The organism is Citrobacter sp. RHB35-C17 (assembly GCF_013816795.1).
Lineage (GTDB): Bacteria > Pseudomonadota > Gammaproteobacteria > Enterobacterales > Enterobacteriaceae > Citrobacter_A > Citrobacter_A amalonaticus.
On record NZ_CP057150.1, the window covers coordinates 3,831,716 to 3,856,277 of the forward strand.

At 48.9% G+C, this 24,562-nt stretch carries 20 protein-coding genes; 7 read left to right on the top strand and 13 right to left on the bottom strand.

Features of this window, described 5'->3' with window-relative positions:
• Positions 1-12: 12 nt before the first annotated feature.
• Together HVZ37_RS18295 and HVZ37_RS18300 are read right to left on the bottom strand one after the other, a co-directional pair.
• A complete protein-coding gene (locus tag HVZ37_RS18295; protein WP_104446041.1) occupies positions 13-1,776 on the bottom strand; it encodes a sulfatase in 1,764 nt (587 codons plus the stop codon).
• 1 nt (position 1,777) lies between these two features.
• Positions 1,778-3,196 (bottom strand): glycoside-pentoside-hexuronide (GPH):cation symporter, encoded by a 1,419-nt coding sequence (locus HVZ37_RS18300; RefSeq protein ID WP_044264334.1) that lies wholly within the window; start codon positions 3,194-3,196, stop codon positions 1,778-1,780.
• A 516-nt stretch (positions 3,197-3,712) separates the two neighbouring features.
• On the opposite strand from HVZ37_RS18300, the gene HVZ37_RS18305 reads away from it, so the two are divergent.
• Complete coding sequence (locus tag HVZ37_RS18305; RefSeq protein ID WP_192926969.1) at positions 3,713-4,396, top strand: LuxR family transcriptional regulator; 684 nt, start codon at positions 3,713-3,715, stop codon at positions 4,394-4,396.
• Between the two features lie 13 nt (positions 4,397-4,409).
• Here the strand turns inward: HVZ37_RS18305 and HVZ37_RS18310 are convergent, their stop codons facing one another.
• The 3 genes from HVZ37_RS18310 to HVZ37_RS18320 all read right to left on the bottom strand — a co-directional run bounded on the left by HVZ37_RS18310 (position 4,410) and on the right by HVZ37_RS18320 (position 6,864).
• Entirely contained in the window at positions 4,410-5,045 is a 636-nt protein-coding gene (locus HVZ37_RS18310) for an acyl-homoserine-lactone synthase (RefSeq protein WP_042999420.1), read from the bottom strand.
• A 489-nt stretch (positions 5,046-5,534) separates the two neighbouring features.
• Positions 5,535-5,840 carry an antibiotic biosynthesis monooxygenase gene (locus HVZ37_RS18315; RefSeq protein ID WP_042999419.1) on the bottom strand — a complete coding sequence of 102 codons (306 nt, stop codon included), beginning with the start codon at positions 5,838-5,840 and terminating at the stop codon, positions 5,535-5,537.
• Positions 5,841-5,928: 88 nt separating this feature from the next.
• On the bottom strand, positions 5,929-6,864 hold the full coding sequence (locus HVZ37_RS18320; protein ID WP_181627851.1) for a LysR family transcriptional regulator: 936 nt from the start codon (positions 6,862-6,864) through the stop codon (positions 5,929-5,931).
• 138 nt (positions 6,865-7,002) lie between these two features.
• Here HVZ37_RS18320 and HVZ37_RS18325 point away from each other — a divergent pair, with 138 nt between their 5' ends.
• Both HVZ37_RS18325 and HVZ37_RS18330 read left to right on the top strand, forming a co-directional pair.
• A complete protein-coding gene (locus HVZ37_RS18325) occupies positions 7,003-8,433 on the top strand; it encodes an aspartate ammonia-lyase (protein WP_044264338.1) in 1,431 nt (476 codons plus the stop codon).
• Between the two features lie 111 nt (positions 8,434-8,544).
• A complete protein-coding gene (locus HVZ37_RS18330; RefSeq protein WP_044328019.1) occupies positions 8,545-9,843 on the top strand; it encodes an anaerobic C4-dicarboxylate transporter in 1,299 nt (432 codons plus the stop codon).
• 150 nt (positions 9,844-9,993) lie between these two features.
• Here HVZ37_RS18330 and HVZ37_RS18335 read toward each other — a convergent pair whose 3' ends face one another.
• The 7 genes from HVZ37_RS18335 to evgA form a co-directional block, all read right to left on the bottom strand.
• Positions 9,994-11,007 (bottom strand): fimbrial protein, encoded by a 1,014-nt coding sequence (locus HVZ37_RS18335; protein WP_181627852.1) that lies wholly within the window; start codon positions 11,005-11,007, stop codon positions 9,994-9,996.
• A 12-nt stretch (positions 11,008-11,019) separates the two neighbouring features.
• The gene (locus HVZ37_RS18340) at positions 11,020-13,527 is read right to left on the bottom strand and encodes a fimbria/pilus outer membrane usher protein (protein WP_249418372.1); all 2,508 of its coding nucleotides are present in this window, start codon (positions 13,525-13,527) and stop codon (positions 11,020-11,022) included.
• A 5-nt stretch (positions 13,528-13,532) separates the two neighbouring features.
• Positions 13,533-14,210: a molecular chaperone gene (locus tag HVZ37_RS18345; protein WP_042999414.1), complete on the bottom strand. Its 678-nt coding sequence runs from the start codon at positions 14,208-14,210 to the stop codon at positions 13,533-13,535.
• A 44-nt stretch (positions 14,211-14,254) separates the two neighbouring features.
• Positions 14,255-14,773, bottom strand: coding sequence for a fimbrial protein (locus HVZ37_RS18350; protein WP_042999413.1), 519 nt, complete (start codon positions 14,771-14,773; stop codon positions 14,255-14,257).
• A 116-nt stretch (positions 14,774-14,889) separates the two neighbouring features.
• Positions 14,890-15,414 carry a LuxR C-terminal-related transcriptional regulator gene (locus HVZ37_RS18355; protein WP_044254092.1) on the bottom strand — a complete coding sequence of 175 codons (525 nt, stop codon included), beginning with the start codon at positions 15,412-15,414 and terminating at the stop codon, positions 14,890-14,892.
• A gap of 460 nt (positions 15,415-15,874) precedes the next feature.
• The gene (locus HVZ37_RS18360) at positions 15,875-19,063 is read right to left on the bottom strand and encodes a transporter substrate-binding domain-containing protein (protein WP_051642303.1); all 3,189 of its coding nucleotides are present in this window, start codon (positions 19,061-19,063) and stop codon (positions 15,875-15,877) included.
• Positions 19,060-19,689: an acid-sensing system DNA-binding response regulator EvgA gene (gene evgA, locus HVZ37_RS18365; RefSeq protein ID WP_042999412.1), complete on the bottom strand. Its 630-nt coding sequence runs from the start codon at positions 19,687-19,689 to the stop codon at positions 19,060-19,062. Before evgA ends, HVZ37_RS18360 begins: the two co-directional genes overlap by 4 nt.
• Before the next feature lie 469 nt (positions 19,690-20,158).
• Here evgA and HVZ37_RS18370 point away from each other — a divergent pair, with 469 nt between their 5' ends.
• The 4 genes from HVZ37_RS18370 (at position 20,159) to hypT (ending at position 23,462) form a co-directional block, all read left to right on the top strand.
• A complete protein-coding gene (locus tag HVZ37_RS18370; RefSeq protein ID WP_042999411.1) occupies positions 20,159-20,845 on the top strand; it encodes a nucleoside recognition domain-containing protein in 687 nt (228 codons plus the stop codon).
• Positions 20,842-21,303 (top strand): YjiG family protein, encoded by a 462-nt coding sequence (locus tag HVZ37_RS18375; protein WP_181627853.1) that lies wholly within the window; start codon positions 20,842-20,844, stop codon positions 21,301-21,303. The genes HVZ37_RS18370 and HVZ37_RS18375 overlap by 4 nt, the downstream gene beginning before the upstream one ends.
• Positions 21,304-21,316: 13 nt before the next feature.
• Positions 21,317-22,483: a beta-aspartyl-peptidase gene (gene iadA / locus HVZ37_RS18380; protein ID WP_044254084.1), complete on the top strand. Its 1,167-nt coding sequence runs from the start codon at positions 21,317-21,319 to the stop codon at positions 22,481-22,483.
• 70 nt (positions 22,484-22,553) lie between these two features.
• Complete coding sequence (gene hypT / locus HVZ37_RS18385) at positions 22,554-23,462, top strand: hypochlorite stress DNA-binding transcriptional regulator HypT (RefSeq protein WP_042999408.1); 909 nt, start codon at positions 22,554-22,556, stop codon at positions 23,460-23,462.
• Positions 23,463-23,469: 7 nt separating this feature from the next.
• On the opposite strand, the gene HVZ37_RS18390 is transcribed toward hypT, so the two are convergent.
• A complete protein-coding gene (locus tag HVZ37_RS18390; protein ID WP_042999407.1) occupies positions 23,470-24,204 on the bottom strand; it encodes an amino acid racemase in 735 nt (244 codons plus the stop codon).
• Positions 24,205-24,562 lie beyond the last annotated feature (358 nt).

Genomic DNA, 24,562 nt, shown 5'->3' on the forward strand with positions numbered 1-24,562 from the left:
AGGCATGCAGACTCAGTAGGGTTTATTGAACAGTCCGTAAAGTGCCGACTCATAATCACCGCTGTCATACAGCGCTTTCACCGCCTGCTTGGTGATGCTGCGCTGCCCGGAGATCGTTGCCAGATCCTGAAGGAATTTATCCCCTCCGGGGCAGGCCGCTATCTCAAGGAGCAATGCCCGGGTATCCGGATGCATATCAAGGCAGGCAAGAGAGCCTAAATACTGCTGCATCACCCGTTTGCGCATTTCATGTTCCTGTCGCACGAACTCCGCGTCAATATGCGCGTCGTCGACGGGGATCCCCAGACGCCGCCATTCATCTTCCGGAGCCTGCGCCTCACGCATTGCCTGCGACAGTTTGCGGATAAACAGCGCTTCACGTTCAGGATCGCAGAGCGGATGCTCCTGCTTCGCATCGTGAGCTAAATCGAACAGCAAATTGCCGTGCGCATAAGAACTGTAAAAACCGGCGGAACCCGGGATTTTCAGCACCGGTGTCTCACGGGTGAAGACAAAACCAGGATGCAGAGTGGCTTCCTGCAATTCAGCGAGATTAAACATCCTGCGCATGCGCATCGGCATCAGCGTGTACTCGTATAGCGGGCTATTTTCCGGCGACTGGCTCCCTCTCATATAGACATAGCGACCATCGGTGATCGACACATGCGCGCCGAAATAGCCAAAAATAGCCTCTGATTTAATCGGCATTTGTCGCGCTATGACCGGAGACAATGCCTTGCCTGTCATGTTGTGCGTTTTCTCAATGCCAAACGCCTCCAGCAACGTCACCGCCAGATCGTGCATCTGCGCCAGTTGGGTTCGCGACTCGCCAGCCCGTCGACTTCTGGGATCCCAAATAAAGAAGGGGACATGCGCAATCTCGTTATACACCGGCATAACGCTTTTCCCCGACCACTCTTTTTCACCAAACATAAAGCCGTGGTCGGTATTCACAATAAGCATTGTGTCCTGCCACAGATGATGTGCGTCGAAAAAGTCCAGCACCTGGCCAAGATATTCATCGCACATCAACATCAGCGCCTGATAATGCTTTTCACCGTTCACCACTTTCTGCGGATTATTGATCCTCTCTGTCGAACTGTATTCCGGCCAGTCGTCAGGGTTATTGACCAGTTCAGGATCGACCATGCGCTTGAAACGATCCGGCACATAAAAGGGCTCATGCGGATCAAAACTCTCTATTTGCAATAACCAGTTATCCTGCTGATAGTTTTCCGCCAGGAAAGCCAGCCCGGCCTGATAACAGCGCGCCTGCGGGAAATCTTTCTCTTCACGCATATAACTGCGGTTAATCTGATCGTGCTCGATCATATTACGGCGCAGCGGTTCGGCGTTTTTCCATGAATCCAGTTCACGGGCGCCGTCGAAGCCAATCTTCGCTTTCCAGAGATCCCCCTCCTGCCCGCGCATAAACTCATAACTGCTGTAGCGATTATGGTAGGTCGCCCCGCCATCTTCCCAGTAGTGCTGATGGTCGGTAATTAAATGGCAATAGACGCCGTGCTTTTTAATGATTTCAAAAATAGAGTCATCAAAGGGTTCCAGCGGCCCCCAACTGCGATGCAGGAAATTCAGCCGTCCGGTATGCAAATCGCGTCGGGCTGGCATGCAGGGCATTGAGCCAACATAGAAATTATCAAAACGAACGGTTTTCCCCTCCAGTCGTTTAAAATTAGGCAGAGGAAATGCGTCGGCCTGATAAGCCGGGAGCTTATTACGACGCAGGGTATCAAACATCAGCATAACAACTTTCATATTACTCTCCATCCCCGAGCAGTTTCATGCAGATCGCCTGATGATTTTTTTTGTTCAGGGTATAAAAAATCATCGAAAACAGTGACAGGAGTTGCCCGCAAACCGGCGTCAGGACCATCAAAATAAGCAATCCATGTAATGTTCCCGCCGTTTGCGCCTGCGCGCCGGGTAGATATCCAATAAGATCAAGGACGCCGCCCAGCACAAAGGCACCCAGCGCAGAACCAAATTTGTTGGAGAACGTTAATGTGGAGGAGGCAATTCCGGCGGCATTCTTTTTCGTTTTCCAGCGTAATTCATCCGCGCAATCAGTGACCATCATCCAGGTAATCAGCGACCCGCCCTGACAAAACGCCATCACGCAGGCGAGAAGTATCAAAGTAAAGGTGACATTTTCAGGCGAGAAGGTGAGCCAGAGTATCAGCGAGGGAACCATGGCAATAAAACAGATGATCACAAATGCCGTTTTATTTCCATAGCGAGATACTAACCACTTAACCAGCAGATATATTGATGCGCCAAACAGCATATTCAGTAATGCTCCCGTCGCAACCAGCTTTGTATTGTGGAGAACCCACGTATAAAACTGAACGGTCACCCCGGCGGTAATCGCTAAGGACAGCGTGTTCGCCGAAGAGGCCAACGCCAGGCATCCCAGTGAACGACTACGAAAAGCCAGCGACAGCTGTTTGAAAACGGCCACCACAATATTCTGCTGTTCACCCGCCGGGTCGGTCTGTAATCCCTTTTCATCGTGCACAATACGTTGCCAGTTATCCTGTCTACGGGCGCCGTAAGCGCAAATCCAGAATCCCAGCGTGGTCACGACCCCAAATAAAATGCCGAGGTAGTGATAGCTATGAAAATCAACCACCACATTGCCCGTCGCATCCCGGGACTGGCTGAATGCAGATAAAATATAAATGCCGCCCGCGCTGACGATAAACTGGGCGATAATCCCGGTAAATTGCTTGAATAACACAATATTACTGCGTTCATTGACCTTGTCTGTAATGTAGGCCGTTAATGAGTGGTACGGGATATTCGACACGGTAGAGACAAGGGAGTAGAGCATATAAACGCAGGCGATATAAACCACCCTGCCCGTCGCGGAGAAATCCGGAGAGGCAAAAACCATCCAGGTTGTAAAACCCAGTACCGGTGCTGATGTGATTATCCAGAAGCGGTATTTACCCAGTCGCGTCCGGGTTCTGTCACCCATCGCGCCCATCACCGGATCGATAAACGCATCAATCCCCCGTGCGGCAAGCGTGATGGCGCCCACCGTGGCCGGATTCACACCATAGACATCAGAAGCATAGGTAATAAAGAAAACCAGCATCGCGTAAAAACTGAGGTTGGAGGCAAATCCGCCCCCCATCGCGTAGCAGAGTTTGTCAGAGACCGTCAGACGTTCCATTTTATTGTCCTTGTATTTTGTATGGCCTCCTTATTGTTAAAAAAGAGAGACTCGGGACGACAATTGTTTGCATCCTGAACCTATAGTAAAAACCTATAATCCCCCGCGCCTGCGCATCGCGTGGGTAAATAATATTTTGTAATTATTCAGTTTTTATTCCGCAGCCGTAACCGGCATTGATTAAACGCGCCGCTGGACAATATTCATATTTGTGACCCTGGTTCAATTTCCGCCACCGACAGTACGGGTGGCGCAATGGCCTGACATTGGCCCACACTCTGTTTTTACGCTCCTCTGTTCGTGATGTCTGGCATCCGATTGTGCCGCTCGGCTCAACGAACCTTAGGGCCAACTTGACGGTCATTCCGTGAACCTAAGCCCTGGTGTTTTTATACACAATTTGACATAAGGGCAGGAAATATCGACTGTTGTGGGGTAAGTCCATTTTGTCAGGTAACGAGGCAGGCTATACTCTTTCAAACACTCATCTCAAAGGCAGCAACTGGCGTGAAGGATATGTATTACAACGATGAAGGGATCAATGCGTTAATCCAGAATGAACTGAATGCGTTCATTAAGGACTACAAAAATACGATCTACGCATATGCGATTATGAACAAGAAAGATCCCTCGCAAATGCAGATTATCAATAATAATCCTGAGTGGTTTAACATCTATCTTGAAAGAAAATACCAGTTTATTGACCCTGTTATTATTAGGGCTTTAAGCAGTGTTGAAGATTTTTTCTGGGAGAACAAGGTGCTGCTGGCGAACGGTTATAACCTGACGCGCATTTTCAGTGAAAGTTCTGAACACAATATTTATCAGGGTCAGACGTTTCCCCTGCATGACTATCTGAATAATCTTGTCGTATTATCCATCATCAGCCAGAAGGATTCGGGGATTGAGATGGAAGCCTGCCGCGCGCACTTCATGCATTTTCTCATTCAGTTACATCAAAAGACCCTTAATCTCTACAGTAAAGTGCATCAGAAAAAGAACGTTTTTTTGTCACCGCGCGAACGACAAATTTTGAAGTGGGTTAGTGCGGGTAAAACCTATGCCGAAGTCTCGGTTATATTGTCAATTGCAGAGCGAACCGTGAAATTTCATATGAGCAATGCAATGAAAAAGCTGGGCGTAAACAACGCCAGGCATGCGGTAAAACTTGGAATGGAGCTCAGATTACTGGATAACTGAACTCCGTGCGGGATTACAGACGGCGAAGTTGTTGAAGTATCTCGCGGAGCCAGTGGCTGGCCTTATCTTTGCTGATGATGCTCTCAATTGCGCTTTCACTCGCCGGCATAAAAATATAGTAGATAGTTTCACCTTTCTCAGAAAGTCCTTTCTGAATCACGTCAATTTTCCAGTTCGCATGACGGAAAATGGCATACATACCGCGACTGGCAACGGCGAACATGCCCCGATACTGTTTCTTCATGCAATAGACGATCATTGCCAGAAACAGTGCCTTACTGGCGGGCATCCCACGAAGGTTTCCGCAATCACGTCTCTCTTTATCTAAAAACAGGCGGCTCACTTCACAGCAGGGAATATCCGTAGGGAGCGTAATATTATCGAAGTACTCATGGAATATTTCGCTGATCATCGTCGGTTGCGTGGCATCGATAAATCGGGCGCCGCACAGGATTTCTCCCTCATGCATCCCTAACAGGTAAGTCGTGTTTTCGTTATCAAATTGATCCTTTTCCAGGCCATCAGTACATTCTACTTTCCAGTTGAGCCGCTCACGAAATGTTCGGTTTCTCAGGCGGTAGAGTTCAGTGGCAAAACCTGACGGCAACTCATCGCGATCAAGCAAAAAAAACTCAACAAAAGAGTTCATTTATTCATTCCTGATAATAACATTCCGAAATTATTATCCCCTGTCTTTTAGGACAGCTTTTTTTCAGGTCGGGTCTTCCTTATACTTAAAAAATACCTGACTAATAGCGCTCGCGGCACATACTAGTCAGGCGGTCAAAGACCAACGTAACACCAGGGATAAATCCACCCGAGATTATCTAACATTTAGACTCCCGGGTACAGAATGCAATAAGCACTTAATCAATAAAAAACTATTAAAACACGACAAATATCAAATATTTTACCTTATTATATTGCCCCTTGTATTTTCAAGGGGTAATATTTAAGGTTGAGTTAACTATTAAGCTCAATGCTGTTCCTCGCTCGATCACATCCTTTTACATCACGCGCCATTTTCTCTTTCTGTCCCTCTACCTCCATCCTTATTTCTCTCTTGTAATAAAATAGTCCTGTTTGCAAAGATTGCGTGAGATCAGCGGAAGTTACGCTTCCGTAAGATGGTCGAATTTTATCCTTCCGATGAATAATCTCGCAGAACGTGCGCAACGCGGATGCGGTAAAAAGAGAATATCGACTCCCGGCCTTCCCTTTGCGCTGCCCGGTGTTTCATGTTGCTCTTCCACACCGCGACGGCGTCTTCACTCTCCCACCAGGAAAGCGATAAAATCTTCCCTTCCGTACTCAGGCTTTTGAAACGCTCAATCGAAATGAAGCCCTCAATATTAACAAGTTCGTTCCTGAGTTCAGCGGCAAGCTGTAAATATCGCTCCTGCTGAGTCGGTACTGCATCCGCTTCAAAAATCACCGCTATCATAACAATCTCCTGGGTTAGCATTTCCGCTACTTTAGCGGTAAGTACCGGGCAATACTTCGCTGAAGACCGAATCATGCCTGGTTAGGGATCATGACGGCACATCCGCATTGAGCTTATTGTAGAACCCCTGTTCCAGTTTCGTTTCCAGTATTGACTGGACCTCAATCGCCAGGTTTTTATAGAACTCAGACAGTTCATCATCCTTACAGAGCAGGACAATTTTGCGGCGTTCTTTGCGATTGTTGATCCGGATGATCTTCAGCGAGTCAGTAAAGGCGGGAAGTGTGGTAATAAACAGCGGCGTGGTCAGCGTCCATCCGTAGCCGCAGGAAATTAATTTCAGAATGTCATCAGCATTATCCATTTCAAACTGGATAGACGGAGACAGGTTATTCCATTTCAGCCAGTTGAGCGTCTGGATGCCGGTCGGCGTATTGCGGGTATAGGCGATGTAGTCCCTGTTTTTACACAACTCTTCCAGCCGCGTTTCCGGCCAGGCTTTGGGACAAACGCACAGAAACTCCTCTTCAATCAGCGGGTACATTCTGACATTAGGCGGCATCTCGGTATGCAGCATCGTGATGGCCAGGTTAATGCTGCCCGTATTCAGCGCGGAAAGCAGCCCCGATGCTGTACCGGTAACCTGAAAAATATGTTTCACCTGCGGTTGCAGGAAGGTCAGGATATCCAGGCCGATAGATTTACCGATCGAATCCACAAAGCCGATTTTCAAATGTGAAATATGCCCGTGACTGATCGCGTTGATATGTTCCTGCAGATAAACACCGCTATCGATAATCTTTTTTCCCAGCGGGTACAGCGCCTGCCCGGCTATCGTCATCTGAATGGGTCGCTGTGAACGGTTAATCACTTCAGTCTTTAAGCCATTTTCCAGATTCGCGATCTGCTGAGAAATCGAGGATTGAGTCAGGTTGAGTTTCTTTGCCGCAGCGGTAAATGACCCCGTCTCAATGACTGCTAAAAACGCCTGTAACTGCTTAAAATCGAAGTTAATATCCTTCATTACTGCCTCTACTATTACATTTTTTAATAATGAGTATTTATCTTTTCAATGCTTTTTTTTCTTTGAGCCACTTCAAATTATCTGTACTGCCAGCCAATTAAGGTAGCGATACACCTTAATACAGGAAGAGACATAACGATGCGTGAAGAAAAGGATCTATTAGGAACGTTAATGGTGCCGGAGGAAGCCTACTACGGTATTCAAACGCAACGGGCGGTACTGAATTTTTCAGTTTCGGGGAAAACGGCCGGGGACATTCCGCATTTCCTGTGGTCAATCGCCGCGATAAAACAGGCGGCCGCTCAGGCCAACGCGCAAATTGGCGCGTTGGATCAGCAGAAAGCCGCCGTCATCGTGACGGCGTCGCAGGAGGTGATGAACGGCGATTTTGACGCCCATTTCCCGATTGATATTTTTCAGGGCGGCGGCGGCACCTCGACCAATATGAACATGAATGAAGTGGTGGCTAACCGCGCGAATGAACTGCTCACCGGCGTACGGGGATATGATGCGATTCACCCAAATACGCACGTTAATATGGGACAGTCGACCAACGACGTCATTCCTGCGGCGATGAAAATGACCAGTCGCATGAATATCAAGCATTTGCTGGTGCAACTGGAAAAACTGGAAGCCGTACTGGCGGATAAAAGCCGTGAGTTTGCCGACAAAGTGAAATTAGGCCGCACCTGCTTACAGGATGCGGTGCCAATGACGTTTGGCCAACAGTTTGGCGCCTATCGCACACAGGTCAACCGGCTTAGGGAAAAACTGGCCGAGGTCAACGAGGAGGCGCTGTATTTACCCCTGGGAGCGACGGCGATTGGTACGGGGTTGTCCACCCATGAGGGATATCTTCCGGCGGTGTATCAATGGCTGGAGACCCTCACTGGCGAGCAATATCGCCCGGAAGCGGATTTTTTCGATGGTCTGCAACACGGTGACTTCTATATTGAATTCTCCGCACAGCTCAAGAAAATCGCCGCCTTTCTCTCTAAAATGGCGACCGATTTTCGTATTCAGGGTTCAGGGCCGCGCGCCGGTTTTAATGAAATTATTGTCCCTGCCGTGCAACCGGGTTCGTCCATCATGCCGGGCAAAATTAACCCGGTCATGCCCGAACTGATGAATCAAATTGCGTATCAGGTTATCGGTAATGACGTCACGGTAACCATGGCGGTTGAGGGCGGCGAGCTTGACCTGAACGTGTGGGAACCGGTGTTGCTAAAGGCGCTCTTCGAATCCTGCTCGTTACTGAGTCGGGGGATACCGCTGTTCATCGATAAATGTCTGAAAGATATCGCGATAAATGAAGAAGTGAGTGCTCGCTACGCAGAGGAAAGTACGGCGCTGGCCACCGTCGTGGCAACCCTGTTTGGCTATCAGGTAGGATCGCGAATTGCAAAAACCGCGTATCAACAGCAGTGCAGCGTAAAGCAGGTCGTGCTGGCAGAAAAACTGCTGACACCGGAACAGGCGGATTATCTGCTTGATCCGATGAATATGACCGATCCGCAAAAGAGTACGGCAGCGATTAAACGTTATCAAACAGAAATGAATATGTCGTAATCATCTGTTATCGAGAAATAAGCGTTAACTGCAGGTAATGAATATTCCCTATTCATTACCTCGCCCTCTCGTTGCCGATAAATAAAATATAACAAAGAGCAGGTTAATTATATGGTGATATTACATGTCGTTTTATTACTGGGAACCATCATGCTTGCCGCCCGCTGGGGCGGAATTGGCGTCGGGTTTGCCGGCGGGATCGGATTAGCGATTTCGGTATTTATTTTTGGCGTTCCGGCAGGTTCTCCACCTGTCGACGTGATGCTGATTATTCTATCTACCATTGTGGCGCTCTCAGCCATGCAACAGGCCGGCGGAATGGATTATCTCGTCACCCTGACCGAAAAATTACTGCGCCATAATCCCGGCTATCTTAATATTCTTGCCCCCACCGTAACGTTTATTCTGACGGTACTGTCCGGTACTGGTTATACCGCCATGTCGGTGATGAACGTGATTCAGGAAGTGGCGAAAGACAACGGTATCCGACCCAGCCAGCCGTTAAGCTCTGCGGTTGTGGCTTCGCAACTCGGGATTACCGCCTCCCCGATCTCTGCCGCCACGGCGATTATGTACGGCACCGTTGAGGTGATGGGCGTGAGCTTCGGCGATGCAATGCTGATTATCCTGCCCACCGCGTTATTTGCCATGCTGATCGCGGCGTTCATTGCCAGCAGACAAGGTGCCAAACTGGCCGACGATCCTGTGTGTCAAAAAATCATGCAGGAAAATAAAATTGTGCTGAATAAATATGCCAGCCGCCCTATTCCCGCCGGAGCAAAATCCTCGGTTGCCATATTTCTGGTGGGAGTGGTCTTCGTGGTCTGTATGTTGTTGTTTAAATCCCTGATTGGGCATACCATTAATTCCCGCGACTTAATCATTATTACGATGTTTGTCGTGTCCACGATCATTATTTTCACCTGCAAGCTGGACATGAAAGAGCTGAAGAACTCACCGATATTTAAATCCGGCGCGGAATCACTGGTGGTGGTATTAGGGATTGTCTGGCTGAGCAGCACGCTGATTGGTGCCCATATCGATGAGATCAAAATGGAAGCCAGCGACATATTACGCGCCTGGCCGTTCTTACTGGCGGCGGTATTTTTCTGTACCAGCGCCATGCTGTTTAGCCAGGGGGCAACCAGCGCATTGCTGATGCCTATCGCCGCTTCCATCGGAATTAGCCCGGAGGCAATATTAGCCAGTTTTGTCGCGGTCAGCGCACTTTATATCACGAATATTTACCCGACAACCGCGTTTGCGATAGCCACTGATGATACGGGTTCATTTCTCAGTTCGCGCTGGAATGGCTCAAAGATCGTTAATCACCCCTTCTTCCTGCCGGGATGTTTATCGATTATCTTCTCGGTACCATTTGGCTTTTTACTGGCACAGATGATTTTGTAATGGCGAAGACAGAACAGACCTGCCGTTGGCGGCTTACTCTATCCCCCACGACATCACCAACGTAGCCGCATTAAATATGTCGTGATGAACAGCAGAACAGGTTGAGGTTAATCTGTTCTGCTGTTCATCCATATGTTAGTTATTCGGCAACTACTGGTATGTCATCGTAAAAGACAGTACGCCATTCGCCGTCCCTGTGGTGATGTGATCGCCCGTCTGGTAGTAACGCGCCTTAAGCGGGACCGTGAAACCGCCCCCTGTGCTCGATGTCCCAGCCGCCACATCGGAGCCTAACCTCATTGGCTGGTTGTTATAAAGCAGTTGGATCCCGACCCCTGTGGCGGCGTTACTCCCGCTGGTCGTATTGATGACGCCTTTCGTTGCGTCATTAATATCGCCTTCCATCCTGACGCTGACGGCGGTTCCGGCATTGCAGGTCATCGGCAAATTGAATGACTGGGTATATGTCTCTCCCGGCGTCGTTCCTTTGCCATTAAAGGCGTTTTTATCAACCTCTTTCATATCGACAGGGATGGATGCCGTGGTCAGTTTGCAGGCTGGCGTGGTCACCGTGAACGCATTGATATTGACTGCGGCTTCTGGGGATTGCCAGAGCAGCGAGTTATTCAGCAATATCAACGACCCCACCATTCTTGCCGATATCGTACCAGAACCGGTCTCCGTCGCCGTTTTATAAAATGTCACCGTGACCGAACCATTCAATCCGGGACTTATCATTCCCGTGGTATTTTGACAAAGCCTGGCGGTGTTAATATCGCCCCGAATCGTATTCGCCCCCGTTACGGCGGCATTCCCTCCGGCACACTTTGCCGTCGAGCCGGAAATCGCATAGCCAATACCGTCAACGTTGGTTTTATAGACCCGTACCCCATTGACCATCGAATCGAAGGTACCTATCGCCTTTACGCCAAATGTTTGATTGGAAATAACCCCGTCCGCTGAATCAAAACAACTGAACGCATTCACTGTCGGCGTCATTATCTGCGTACCAATAACGGCCCCCACCGGCAAATCCCTGGAGATAGTGATATTCTGCGGCGATAAGGTTGTTGATGGCGTGACCGTCGAACAATCCCACGCCAGCGCAGTCCGTGAAAACAGTCCCAGAGCCACCCACAATAAACTCACTATAATTCGATTCATCTTACTCTCCACTTACCTGCACTCTGCGGTGACGTTATGCGTTTTGTCAGAAGCCTGCGCAATCTGATAATTTGCCAGACAACTTTCCCCAGCCCAGTTCACCACCACGGAGCCTTTTTCCGGTGCGCCGCTAAACCAGACTCGCTGACGATCGTCAACAATCCCTTCTGGTGTATTGTCGCGATGGTTAATTGTGGCCGTCGCCCCAAACGGAATCGTTTTGCCCGTCAATTGCAGCAGGATTCGGTAGCCGGTAACGGTCGGGAAATCGGCCAGGGTCAGCGCGCCTTTTGTTGGTACGACGGTCTGCGTGTCATTCAACACATCCGTATTGTTGTTCAACCTGTCGGTATTTAGCGTCAGACTGTTCTGTCGATATGGCGCAACGTACGGCACAACGGCAAAACCTTTACTGTCTGTGTAAATGCCGCTGTTATTTGCCACTTTCACATCAGCGGCATTCTCGGCCTTCACCAACGCCATTGTCTCGCCAAGAGGTTGAGTCGCGGAGACGCCATACGGATGAACCACCAGTCCCCCCATTGCGCCAACCGAGACCTGACGATTATCGCGAGAGTAGTTATAACCAAGCTGATATTCACCATGCCGGCCCTTATAATTCGCCGACGCACTGCCCGTCACATCTGCACCCTTACTGTTGTATCCCTGCTGTACGTTCCAGTTCAGATTGTTGTCTTCCAGCGCGGTACCGGACAGCCCAACCTGTGAAGTGGCGTCGCCTTTTTTATTCGCGTTTGCCGATAGCGTCATCCAACTGTTTGGCAAGAAACGTGAGAACGGAATCTGCATCGTAAAAGAGACGATATGATCGTTGTCGTTGTTCCAGGGACCACGGGAATAGCTATAGTTCAGGCCATAATTAATATTGTTAATACTGGTGTTGTAACCCAGACTGACGTTACGCTCGGTATCACCGCCCCAATAGTCCTGGTGCCAGGCCGAAAGGTTGATATTCCCGAAATCGCCAAGCTGCTGGTTCAATGTCACCTGTGCCTTACTGCGTTTGTTACGCTGATAACGCCAGTCATTGCCTTCCAGAACGTTATCGCTCGCCATCCGGTATTTATTGACATCACCATTCGCTTCCTGAAAATCATGAAAGCCGGAAGAGGAATACCGATATCCCATCAGACTCAGCGAGGTGCCCGTTGATGAAAAATCTTTGGCATACTGCGCGCGAAGCGAGATACCGCCTTCCGTTTTGCCTGGCATCTGCGTATGAGCAAAGGTGGTGTCAAAAGAGAACGAACCGAAATCGCCCAATCCTTTGCCGATACCAATAGCCCCGGCCTGGTAATCTCTCGACGCCAGCGTGCCGCCATATATTGTGGTGTCCCACGGCAACCCGTAGCTCATTGTGGTCTGAAGAAAATCCGGTTCTTTATCTGTACTGTTTGATGCACGATATTTTCCCACTGCCAGAGCATATTTAAACTGGCCCTCACGCTGCATGATCGGCACAGCCGAAAATGGCTGAATAAACTGATGCACCGAACCATCTGCCTCACGCACAACCACGGTAAGATCACCGCTGGCAGCAGTAGGATAGAGATCATCAATCACAAACGGGCCTGGCGGAACATAAGACTGCCAGATAATATTCCCGCCCTGACGAATGGTGACTTGTGCGTTACTTTGCGCAATGCCACGGACTACAGGCGCAAACCCCCGAACGCTTTCCGGCAACATGGTGTCATCCGAATAAATTTGCGCGCCACGGAAGTGAACACTGTCGAATACACCAGACTGCGTATAACCATCCCCCATACTGAACTGGCTTTTCAGCACTTTAATATCACGCTCCAGTGACGTGCTGAGGGTATTCCAGCGCCCGTCCCCTTCGTTATTGTTATATGTCGAGTAATTACGCAACCGCCAGGGACCGACGTTAATCCCACTACGCAGGTTTAGATAGCTGTCATTACGCGAATCTCCCTTGCCATGGCTGTTGGCAGCAGAGAAGTTATAATTCAGGAACAGCATATTCAGTCCATCGTCCCACTGTTCCGGTGCAACGGAGCCGCGTGGATCGCGCTGCATATATTCTTGCGGCACCGAAATATCCAGACGCATCCCATCAAACTGAAAATTGAGTTGGCTCCCGGGGAGTAACGCACCAATATTATCGATGGTCGCGGAATCCTCCATACTCATCCAGTCAGGCTGTGCGTTACGCTTCACACCCCATTTCACGAAATCGGCGTAGGTTAAGGATGGTGCCAATTCACTCTCTTTACCCAGAAAGCTGATATCACGAGATTCGATATAATTTCCGTTCAGATAGACATCAATGTGATAAATACCGGGAACCTGTCCGTCAGTTTTGCTGAAACGGGAGATATCAATATCACGTGGAATATTCCCTCGGGTTTCAATGAGATCGGGTGAAAAATAATCCTCAGCCAACACGGTTGATGCTTGTGTAAACAGATAGACCATGACTGATAATTTCGTTAACGTTGCAAAACCTGAAACCGTATTGAGCTGGAGCATAAGCATTTAACCTACATTTTAACTTTTTGTTCAGTCGTGACGCCTCCAAAATCATTAATCGCACGCCACGATACGTCACCGCCGTTTATCCCCGATAGCGGTAGCGTGACGGTTTGAAATGGTAATACCATTGGAGGCTTAGTGATCGTCTTGCCGTTCACCTTTATTTCATTGAGCGACACGCTATAAGGCGTTGGATTATTTACAGTTAATTTCCCACCCTCACGTGAAAAAATTAACTGCTGGTATGCCAATGACGGATCGCCTTTTAACCCGGTGGGACGATAAAACAGCTTCATTTTGCTTTTTACCGCGATCAACAATTCATTTTTCGCATCCGGTGAGGATGAGGGAATCGCTTTGATATTCAGCCAGTAAACGCTTTCTCTGTCGGTTGGTAAGTTATTTTCAGCCAACATGACGCGAACAGAGTTCTGCGCATTTGGATTTAATTTAAACAAAGGTGGTGTAGTAGTGAATTCGCTACCACTCTCATCACCATTTTCACTTTTACTCACCCATGACTGAATTAAATACGGTTTATTGTCCGGATTTTTAACACTGATTGCAGCCTGACTGGCATTACCATTATAAATAAGACGAGTACCGCCTATTTCAACACCACTAATTGCCGCTGTTGAGATAAATATCATCCCTATAGCAACCGTGTTATATAATTGCTGAAACATGAGAATTCCTGCTTAATTACTCAGGGCCACGAGTGGCCCTGCTTTTACTGATAAGTTACGGTGAAAGAGGTTGACGACTTGGCCGACCCTGCTCCGACAACGCCTGTGGCCATATATTTCGCGAAATAGGTCAACGTATTATCGATGTCTTCCTGCAATGCCACGCTAGCCGAAGAAGTACCGACCGGGATCAATGTCGCGCTGTCCTGTTCATAAATAGCGACGCCAACATTTGTCGCAGTCTGACCTGTGGTCAACGCCAGAATCGAAGGGTTAGTCGTATTGGTGGTACCGTCAAATCGAACACTGGCGCTGGTTACACTTGCCGGACAGGATTTCAGCACAATGTTGAAGCGCTTAGCGGCAGCTGTTGCACCACTTCCACCAGAAAATGCCGCCGTTGAAACGGTTCCAAGCTCAACGGGTTGTGAAATCGCGGAAGGATCCACCACACACGCCGTTCCCGTAATGGTTCCGTTAAAGTTAATTACGCCATCGGCTGCATATGTCGCCTGTAGAGCAGACAGCGATAAAATCGCAGAAATCAGTGCTAATTTTTTCATATCGTAAAATCCTGATAGTTAAGTTAATATTTAATTAAAAGCGTTGATGTTAAAAACAATTATTTCTGCACTCACCTCCTCTGCATATTCTCGTTTCCCGACATTAACGCAACAATTTATGTAAGGTCAGGCTCATGAACACAGGGTTTGCACATTCTTATTCGCGCGATATTTCGATACAGAGATACACGATTACCGAGTTGAAGTTTAAATATCAGACTGCGACGGTGTGCATAGAATGTCTTCATCGACATGCCCAATAACTCACCAATCTCATTCGCCTCCATTCCTTTTTGTATACAATCAAGAACTTCACTTTCCCGGAATGAAAGCGTGTATTTCACCCGATAAGCATACCTGGAGTCATTGACAAACAGGCATGAGAGGATTTCATTTATCCGGCGTCTCTTATCAATGAAAGTTATATCTCTCAAATGGCATAACGCGTAGTAGTCGAGATCATTGGTGATAAATGCAATGATCTTCCTGCCAGGAAACAAATACTCTGTACTCCGTTGAAGGAGCGACTCATCGACATCGACTATAGTGTAATTTTCATCAATTAACTCCGGCGTTAACAACGCACTTATGCCGACAATAAAAAAATAATCATCAGAAAAAACGGAGTCTGACAATTTCATAGAACTTCCCTTTTCGACACTTCCTGCTTGCTGTTTTAACGTCTGTAAGTCGCCACATGTTTCGCTGTAAAATTTACAGAAAATAATTCAGCATGACATCACAAAAGTCGTGGATTTCGTAAGAAAACATAAAAACGATCGTTTCTACTATCTTTTTACTTTCAAAAGAACAACGATCCATACCTGACTATTTTTATCAAAACAAAAACCCAGGATATGCAACAAAAAACAGAATTAAACACTAGCTATATGGATAGGTTTAGTTTAATGATTCAGGCAGGTTTGATAGTTGAAACTTGTAATAAACCAAAACATGGATTTTTCTTAGGAAATATACCAGGTTTAATTAACTAATTTTATTCTGTCGGAACAGGGCTTATTTTACCTGGTTAACACAGGAGCAACATCAGCGGTGCCTTATTATTCTGTCAGGCACCACCTACACGTGTAGGAAGGGAAATTAAGGTGTGAATTTCTCGATTGCCTGCTCCAGCTCGTCCAGTAATGTCTGGATATACTCAAGCTCAGCAGGCAGTTCGGTGACAGTCATTGCGTCCGGGAGTTTATCCTCCAGAGACTGTGAAGCCTTCATTAAAGTCTCAACCCCCAATAACTGAGCAGTCCCGTTAATGCGATGAATATGATGTTTAACCAGACGATAATCACCAGACTCACTGGCGTTATAAGCCGCCGTTAAATCACAGCGATTTTCTTCCTGCGCATCTTTTAATGCGCGAAGCATCAATGCCCGATTCCCTTGCGCCAGCATCGCCAGTCTTTCGAGATCAAATGCCGTGTCGTGGGTATCACTGACGCCGGAGAGTAAATGAGAGAGTTGTGACAACGTGATGGGTTTGAAAAGACAAGCATTCATGCCCGCCGACAGACAACGTTCGCGCTCGTGCTCCTGCGCCGTTGCCGTGAGCCCCCAGATGACAAGCGTCGTATTACTTTTTCTGACCTGGCGGGCAAGCTCAATACCATCCATAACCGGCATATTGAGATCGGTAATCAACAAGTCATAATTTCCTTGCTGAAGATAATGCAATGCAATCTCGCCATTGTCGGCTTCATCAGCGATGATACCCAGCGTCATAAGCTGACGTTTCAAAAGTAATCGGCTGAAAGGAAGGTCATCCGCGATTAATACCCGGAGTGTTGTTCCTTGCAATACTGGCAGAGGCGCGTCAACGTCCGCAACGGTAGGCGTGATATCAAACGACGTCTGGACTGGTAGGCTCAACGTAACGGTCGTCCCCCGATTCACCTCACTTTGCAGTTCGATTGTCCCTCCCATTTGCCTCATTAATCCCCGACTAATGGCTAATCCGAGCCCCGAACCGCGGTGATGTTCTCCCGCTATTCCCTGGCTAAAGGCGGTGAATAAACGACGTTGTTCTTCTTCGCTCATTCCCGGCCCAGAATCACGCACTGAGATCACCAGCGTTTGCTCATGCTTGACCGCAGAAATTCGCACATCACCACGTTCGGTAAATTTCACCGCGTTACCGATAATATTGGTGAGAACCTGCCCCAGTAATTGGGGATCCAGTCGCATCGCCTCGCGTGCCTCTAAACGAGAATCGTAACGTAGCGCGATCCCTTTTTGCGCCGCCAGCGCGCTGAATAATGCAATGTTGTCTTGTATCAGGCTGTCCGGATATTTCCACTGGGGAACGGTCTCTAATAAGCCCGATTCGATCTTCTCCAGATCGAGGATCTCGCCAATAAGTTTTAATAACGAACGTGAGGCCTGGGCCGCCTGGTCCACTGATGCTTTATCTTCCGGGCTAAACTTCGCAGGAGAAAATTGCAGGAGTTCAAGAAATCCCATAATGGCACTTACCGGGGTTCGTATCTCATGGCTCATGTGAGAAAGAAATTCCCGCTTCTCTTCATTGGCCCTGAGAGCCCGGTTTCGTTCCTCTTGCAGTAAGCGTTGAGAACGTTTTCTGATACGAACTTCCCGCACCAGATAGACTGCCCATAACAAGGTGCTGAGTACCAGTAACGACGCTAAGGTAGCCACCAGATAAAAAGGCCTGTTATATAATTCCCATGTATCTATTTTGACATCCGGCAGACGAATCCATTTACTGACGATCTGCAGGACCTCTTTTTGCGGAATATCATCTAACGCTTTATCCAGAATTTGCCGTAACTCCGGCTCAGAGCGGGGCACCGCGAAACTGATTGCCGCGGGTTCTTCTCCGGTAAGCGGTATCCAGGAAAGCTGATCGGGATAGTAATGCTCGCTCAGATAACGCGCGGTCAGCTGATTCGAAATGGCGGCATCCACTTTTCCTGTTGCGACCAGATTCAATGCCACGCTGGAATTTTCCACCTCTTCCCACACAATGCCTGAATATTTCGCCTTCAGTGTGGCCAGTAAAGTGTGATCGGCGCTGATTGCAACATGGTTACCGGGCCGCAGCGCATGCTCTTTACTTTCCTCTTTTCTGATCACGGCCACGAACTGTGTGGTGATAAATGGATGCGTAAAAGAGAGATAATCTTCTCGGCTGAGATCATAGGTAGCTGCCTGCACAATATGCCAGTTACCTTTCTTCATCTCTGCGACCATCTCTTTATTCGATTTGACGACCACCGTCTCAAACTGAATCCCCGTTTGTAAGCCAATCAAATTAAGGACATCGCCAACAATACCCCGCGTTTGCTGGCTTCCATCAACCATCGTGTAAGGGGCAAACCAGGGATTGATAATCACACGGAGTGTTTTGTGATTATTTAACCACTGCTTTTCGCGTGGCGTCAGGTCCAGAGGTTCAATCAGGAAGGAGAGATTGCCTTTATCAATCATCGACTGGGCAATTTGCCCATGGATGTTTTCATCAATTGCGCTAAGGGTATTGTTCACAATTTCCCGCAGCCGTTGCTGTGCGGGCAAAAATAAAAAGTAGCTCTTTCTCTGTGGCGCAGGCCAATACTTCACCGTTGTCAGCGCAAGACTGAACTCCTGGGAAAGCCAGGTGCTGGTCGTGAGTGAATCGCCGAAAAACCAGGCATTGCGCCCATTATTAACAGAATTCAGCGCTTCCTGGTAACTGCCATAGTTATCGATCTCGGCATCGGGAAAGGACTGGCGGATAAAATCGACATCTGGATAGTGATTAACAATCGCTACCCCCGTACGTTGTGCGCTCTGCAATGGCGCCATAACGTTGCCAAGAGAGGTGACTAAATTGGGCCAGGAATGAATCAGTGGCAGAGAAACCTGAACACTTGCTTCACGCCAGGATTGACTCTCCAGCCCGGTCAATACCATATCGACCTCTCCCTTTTTTAACGCCTCAACAGCGTCAGCCTGATCCGGATACGCCATCACACTTATTCGTGTATTAAGGGAATGTTGAATCAATGCCAGATAATCAGCATTCATTCCCCGATAACGTCCAGTCAGCGTTGTCATAACAAGCGGCGGCTGAACGGGCTCATAAACGGCGACTCTGAGACTTTTTTTCTGCTGCAACCAGCGTTTGTCATCCTCACTCAAATAAACCGGTACAGGCGATATATAATTGAATCCTGATAGTTCCAGCTCAACGGGAAGTCTTAGTTGTGCGTAAACAGCACGCCCGCCGATGGATAAAATAATGAGCACCGCCATCAGCCATTTATTTATCATCATGTCAGCTTATTCTGATGAGCAAACGAGAGCAGTTCGATTAATGATTTACAGCCGAGTTTTTCCATGAGCCGCGTTTTATAAGTACTGACGGTTTTACCACTAATATGCATCGCCTCACCAATTTGCGAATTGTCCAGACCGTTAAGCACATGCCCCATGACTTTCATCTCTTGTGTCGAAAGGGATTCCAGACGCTGCGCATCGGTGAGGATTTCGGAGGCTTCTTCGGAGAAAAATGGAAAATAGGTATACCCATTCTGTGCGGCATTAATGGCCGCCAGGATATTATCCATGTTCTGCTTTTTACTGATAAACGCGTTCGCTCCCGCCTGTGCACAGCGCTTGCTGAAGTAACGATCGTTTTTCGCTGAGACGACCACTAACACGCCGTGATAGTGATTCGCTCTGAGTTTCTCCACCAGCTCTACCCCATTGACGCCGGGGATCTCAACGTCAATAACCACAATATCCGCAGTCGTTTTTAGCAAACTCTTCAGCGCAATCGCCCCGTCCTCATACTCTCCGAGAACCGTAACGCGATCTTTCTCCAGTACACCACGAATAGCCATACGCGCCAGAGGATGGTCGTCCACGATAATTGCCGTGCGGGAACGCATTCCACTCATAATTCCCCCAAAGATCGTGATGTTCTAAACACGCTATGTCATTAATAATAGCGTAAACGATACGGTAGATTACCCTCTACATTAACCTTTGTCGTGCGGAGTACTTCACTGTTCTCATCACTTCCCCCACCCTGGCTGTATATATTTCACTGGATACTCACTCATATGCGATCGTGATGACTGAGGCTATTGCACATCATGAAGCGATGTTCTGAATGTTTAAAACCATGCCGTTGAATCCACTATCCTTACAAAAATGGAAAAGAAATTATCTGGCAATGTTAAAACGAGGCAGAAATTGGCGGGTCGTTTTAATCCTGATATTTCTGTCACCCTATGCAAGAAACGCATAGCGCGAAACATTCTGGCATTTTCCCCATATCCCTATGGCTGGTAAGGTCATTGAGTTCGGGCCACTTCTGGCCTGTCGCAACAAACACACATTATCAAAAAAATAACGGGGTTCGCTATGGCGCAACAAGGGGAACAGGCGGCGCTGCCGCTTGCAACAGAAAAGGTCGGACTTAAGGGATATCTGGCATTTTTTCTGACCATCATTTTCTTTTCCGGCGTATTTTCCGGAACGGAAGGTTGGTGGCGTGTTTTTGATTTTAGCGTGCTGAACGGTTCGTTTGGCCAGATCGCGAATGGCGCGGCACAAACGACCGTCACCTTCCGGGGCGCGGGCGGTACGGGCGCAAAAGATGGTTTTCTTTTCGCGCTGGAACTTGCGCCGTCAGTCATTTTGTCACTGGGCATTATTTCTATCACCGACGGTCTTGGCGGATTGCGTGCGGCGCAACAACTGATGACGCCGATCCTGAAGCCGCTGTTGGGCATTCCGGGCATCTGCTCGCTGGCGCTTATCGCTAACTTACAAAATACCGATGCGGCTGCAGGTATGACGAAAGAACTGGCGCAGGATGGTGAAATCACCGAGCGCGATAAAGTCATTTTTGCCGCATACCAGACCAGCGGCAGCGCGATTATTACCAACTATTTTTCCTCTGGCGTTGCCGTCTTCGCGTTTCTGGGAACGTCTGTTATCGTCCCGCTGGCCGTGATTCTGGTGTTTAAATTTGTCGGCGCCAACCTGCTACGTATCTGGATCAACTTTGAAGAACGCCGTAACCCAACGCAAGGAGCACAAGCATGACCATTCAGGTACGCAAAAATGTCATGGACATGTTTATCGACGGTGCCCGCCGCGGCTTTACAATTGCCACCACTAACCTGCTGCCAAACGTGGTGATGGCGTTCGTCATTATTCAGGCGCTGAAAATCACCGGTTTACTTGACTGGGTTGGACACATTTGTCAGCCCGTCATGGCACTTTGGGGACTTCCTGGTGAAGCCGCCACCGTGCTGTTAGCGTCGCTGATGAGTATGGGCGGCGCGGTAGGCGTTTCCGCCAGTTTGCTCACTGCAGGAGCATTAAATGGTCACGACGTCACGGTTCTGCTCCCGGCGATATACCTGATGGGTAACCCGGTACAAAACGTGGGTCGCTGCCTCGGTACCGCCGAAGTGAACGCCAAATATTACCCCCACATCATTGCGGTATGTGCCATCAACGCATTACTGTCGATCTGGGTTATGCAGCTTATTGTTTAAAAAGGGAATTATCATGCCTGATTTATCCTTCGCAGAATTTACGTTACTGCAAGGTGCGCACCTTTATACCCCTGAAGATCAGGGGATTTGCGACGTGTTTCTCGCCAACGGCAAGATTATTGCCGTTGCACGCGATATCTCGCCTCACATTGTGCCGGATTGTAAGGTTATCAATCTCCAGGGACGGATCCTGTGTCCTGGCTTTATCGATCAGCATGTACACCTGATTGGTGGCGGTGGTGAAGCGGGCCCCACGACCCGAACACCAGAAGTCAGACTGAGCAGACTGACCGAAGCCGGGGTCACGACCGTCATTGGTTTGCTCGGCACCGACTCCGTAACCCGTCATCCGGAATCACTGCTGGCGAAAACCCGGGCGCTGAATGAAGAAGGGATCACCGCCTGGATGCTAACCGGCGCTTATCATGTCCCTTCACCGACGATCACCGGTTCCGTCGAAAAAGATGTGGCGCTGATCGATCGCGTTATCGGCGTAAAATGCGCCGTCTCTGACCACCGCTCTGCCGCGCCTGGCGATTATCAACTGGCAAACATGGCAGCAGAATCTCGTGTGGGTGGCCTGCTGGGCGGCAAACCGGGTGTCAGCGTGTTCCATATGGGCGACAGTAAAAAGGGGCTCAAACCGCTGTACGACATTCTCGAAAATAGCGATGTGCCGATGAGTAAGCTGCTTCCCACCCACGTAAACCGCAATGAGGCGTTGTTCGAAGAAGCACTGGCCTTTGCGCTCAAGGGCGGCACCATCGACATCACCAGCGGTATCCCCGATCCGGTTGCACCGGCTGAGGGGGTTGCTCGCGCAGTCAAAGCCGGTGTACCGCTTGCCCGGATAACGGTCAGTTCTGATGGTAATGGTAGTCAGCCGTTGTTTGATGATGCCGGAAAACTCACCGGAATTGGCGTGGCGGGCTTCGAGAGCTTGCTTGAAACCGTGCAATCGCTAATCAACGATTACGGATTTACCCTGACCGACGCACTGCGTCCGTTGACGACCAGTGTGGCTACCTTTCTTAACCTGTCCACTAAAGGCGAAATCGCCCCCGGTAAGGATGCCGACCTGCTGGTGATGACGCCGGAATTGTGTATTGAGCAGGTTTATGCTCACGGCAAACGCATGGTGGTTGACGGGAAAGCCTGCGTGAAGGGTACTTTCGAGTAAGCGCAATCGGTTGTCAGCCGTGTGAATGCCCGTAAAATGGCGCAGACAGACGGCTGACAGGTGATGATAAATGGATGTGAGTGGTGCAGGTTTGTATAACATTGAAACGAAATGGCTTTATGACTTTCTGACGCTGGAAAAGTGCCGAAACTTCTCCCAGGCCGCGATTATTCGTAATGTCTCGCAACCCGCCTTCAGCCGTCGTATTCGCGCCCTGGAAAACGCGGTCGGGGTTGAATTGTTCAATCGTCAGGTCTCGCCGCTGCAACTCTCCGAACAGGGCAAAATCTTTCACTCTCAGATACGTCATCTGCTACAACAGCTGGAAAGTAACCTGGCTGAACTCCGTGGCGGCAGCGATTTCACACTGCGTAAAATTAAGATTGCCGCTGCGCACTCCCTTTCACTGGGGCTGTTACCCGGTATCGTCAGCCAGATGCCAACCCAGTTTACCTGGTCGGTTGAGGCGATCGATGTCGATCAGGCGGTCGATATGTTGCGGGAGGGGCAAAGCGACTTTATCTTCTCTTATTATGACGAAAACCTGCTCCAGCCACCGTTTGCCAATATTCACTTGTTTGAGTCACAACTGTTTCCCGTCTGTGCAAGCGATGAAAACGGAAAACCGCGATACACACTCGACCAACCCGCGTTCCCGTTGCTCAACTATAGCCAGAACTCCTATATGGGGCGGCTTATCAACCGAACGTTAACCCGCTATACCGAGCTGAGTTTCAGTACATTTTTTGTCTCTTCGATGAGTGAATTGCTTAAGCAGGTTGCGCTGGACGGTTGTGGAATCGCCTGGCTCCCGGAGTATGCGATTCGTCAGGAGATTCGTAATCGACAGCTCATTGTGCTGAACCAGGACGAGCTGATTATTCCTATTCAGGCTTATGCTTACCGGATGGATACGCGGATGACGCCCCTGGCGGAGCGGTTCTGGAAAGAACTGCACCATCTGCATACTGTCCCCTGAGCGCAATTTAAACGCAGGCAACCTGCTGCACAGGCTCATCCATCTGCGTATCTGGCCATGACTCATACCAGCGAATGGCGGCGTGTACCAGAGACGCGGTTGAGTCAATAAACCGGCACCCAAAATTGCTCTCATGCCCGGCCACAATTAACGGGATCTCAGTGCAGCCCATAATAATGATCTGCGCGCCATGGGAAATCAGTCGCTCAATTTGTGGAAACAGCAACCTTTGCGCGGTGGCTTTATCTCCGCTTTTCAATGCGTAAATTGCCTGCATCACCTGCGCCTGCCCCGCCTCTTCCGGCTGAATCAGTGAGAGCCCCTGCGCAGTCATTTTTTTCTGGTATAACCCTGTCGCAAGCGTGGCGTTTGTTGCCAGCAGGCCGACGCGAGTCACGCCGGGAGGAATCTCACTCAGCGTGGCATCCAGAATGCTGATCATTTCCGCCTTTGCCACTGCCCGTAAATCATCAAACCAGTAGTGTGCAGTGTTACAGGGTATGACGATACACTCAGCCCCTGCATCTTCCAGCATATGCAGATAACGCTCCAGATAGTGCAAGGGAGAGGGGCCGCCAGAAAGCAGACAGGCTGTACGATCGGGAATGTCCGGGATTGAGCTAACGATGAGCGGGATATGTTGCTGATCGCAGTTGGCGCTGCGCAATTCAACAAATTTTTCCAGCATGTCCGCCGTTGCTGCGGGCCCCATGCCGCCCAGAATCCCAATGGTATGTTTCATCATCTGCACCGTGCTTTCTCTGTCATTTCAATTGACACTATCACCTTGATGCTTATGTAAAAAATGCCATTTTCTAAGCAGCTATGCGTAAAAGTTATCACCTGACAGACGCGAATCGGTTTACACAGACTGCTGTCTGCGCTCCCGGGCACCAACGACGTACCGGTTTCTGTAGCCTGCCTCACTAAACAGTGACTAAACAGCGAACACCCCGTTTCGGTTTTGTAACACGCGCCCGGAAATTAGCGATACCCGCCACAAAATTCACATATCACTCATCTTGATGAAAGGAAGCATATTGCATTTGCACAGTGAGTCGGATAGCGTCTGTAACGTTACACTAAAACGTTACAGAAAA

What these genes read in the sequence shown, in the direction of transcription:
- HVZ37_RS18295 (WP_104446041.1), bottom strand. Translation starts at nt 1,776, where the DNA reads ATGAAAGTTGTTATGCTGATGTTTGATACCCTGCGTCGTAATAAGCTC.
- HVZ37_RS18300 (WP_044264334.1), bottom strand. Translation starts at nt 3,196, where the DNA reads ATGGAACGTCTGACGGTCTCTGACAAACTCTGCTACGCGATGGGGGGC.
- HVZ37_RS18305 (WP_192926969.1), top strand. Translation starts at nt 3,713, where the DNA reads ATGTATTACAACGATGAAGGGATCAATGCGTTAATCCAGAATGAACTG.
- HVZ37_RS18310 (WP_042999420.1), bottom strand. Translation starts at nt 5,045, where the DNA reads ATGAACTCTTTTGTTGAGTTTTTTTTGCTTGATCGCGATGAGTTGCCG.
- HVZ37_RS18315 (WP_042999419.1), bottom strand. Translation starts at nt 5,840, where the DNA reads ATGATAGCGGTGATTTTTGAAGCGGATGCAGTACCGACTCAGCAGGAG.
- HVZ37_RS18320 (WP_181627851.1), bottom strand. Translation starts at nt 6,864, where the DNA reads ATGAAGGATATTAACTTCGATTTTAAGCAGTTACAGGCGTTTTTAGCA.
- HVZ37_RS18325 (WP_044264338.1), top strand. Translation starts at nt 7,003, where the DNA reads ATGCGTGAAGAAAAGGATCTATTAGGAACGTTAATGGTGCCGGAGGAA.
- HVZ37_RS18330 (WP_044328019.1), top strand. Translation starts at nt 8,545, where the DNA reads ATGGTGATATTACATGTCGTTTTATTACTGGGAACCATCATGCTTGCC.
- HVZ37_RS18335 (WP_181627852.1), bottom strand. Translation starts at nt 11,007, where the DNA reads ATGAATCGAATTATAGTGAGTTTATTGTGGGTGGCTCTGGGACTGTTT.
- HVZ37_RS18340 (WP_249418372.1), bottom strand. Translation starts at nt 13,527, where the DNA reads ATGCTTATGCTCCAGCTCAATACGGTTTCAGGTTTTGCAACGTTAACG.
- HVZ37_RS18345 (WP_042999414.1), bottom strand. Translation starts at nt 14,210, where the DNA reads ATGTTTCAGCAATTATATAACACGGTTGCTATAGGGATGATATTTATC.
- HVZ37_RS18350 (WP_042999413.1), bottom strand. Translation starts at nt 14,773, where the DNA reads ATGAAAAAATTAGCACTGATTTCTGCGATTTTATCGCTGTCTGCTCTA.
- HVZ37_RS18355 (WP_044254092.1), bottom strand. Translation starts at nt 15,414, where the DNA reads ATGAAATTGTCAGACTCCGTTTTTTCTGATGATTATTTTTTTATTGTC.
- HVZ37_RS18360 (WP_051642303.1), bottom strand. Translation starts at nt 19,063, where the DNA reads ATGATGATAAATAAATGGCTGATGGCGGTGCTCATTATTTTATCCATC.
- evgA (WP_042999412.1), bottom strand. Translation starts at nt 19,689, where the DNA reads ATGAGTGGAATGCGTTCCCGCACGGCAATTATCGTGGACGACCATCCT.
- HVZ37_RS18370 (WP_042999411.1), top strand. Translation starts at nt 20,159, where the DNA reads ATGGCGCAACAAGGGGAACAGGCGGCGCTGCCGCTTGCAACAGAAAAG.
- HVZ37_RS18375 (WP_181627853.1), top strand. Translation starts at nt 20,842, where the DNA reads ATGACCATTCAGGTACGCAAAAATGTCATGGACATGTTTATCGACGGT.
- iadA (WP_044254084.1), top strand. Translation starts at nt 21,317, where the DNA reads ATGCCTGATTTATCCTTCGCAGAATTTACGTTACTGCAAGGTGCGCAC.
- hypT (WP_042999408.1), top strand. Translation starts at nt 22,554, where the DNA reads ATGGATGTGAGTGGTGCAGGTTTGTATAACATTGAAACGAAATGGCTT.
- HVZ37_RS18390 (WP_042999407.1), bottom strand. Translation starts at nt 24,204, where the DNA reads ATGAAACATACCATTGGGATTCTGGGCGGCATGGGGCCCGCAGCAACG.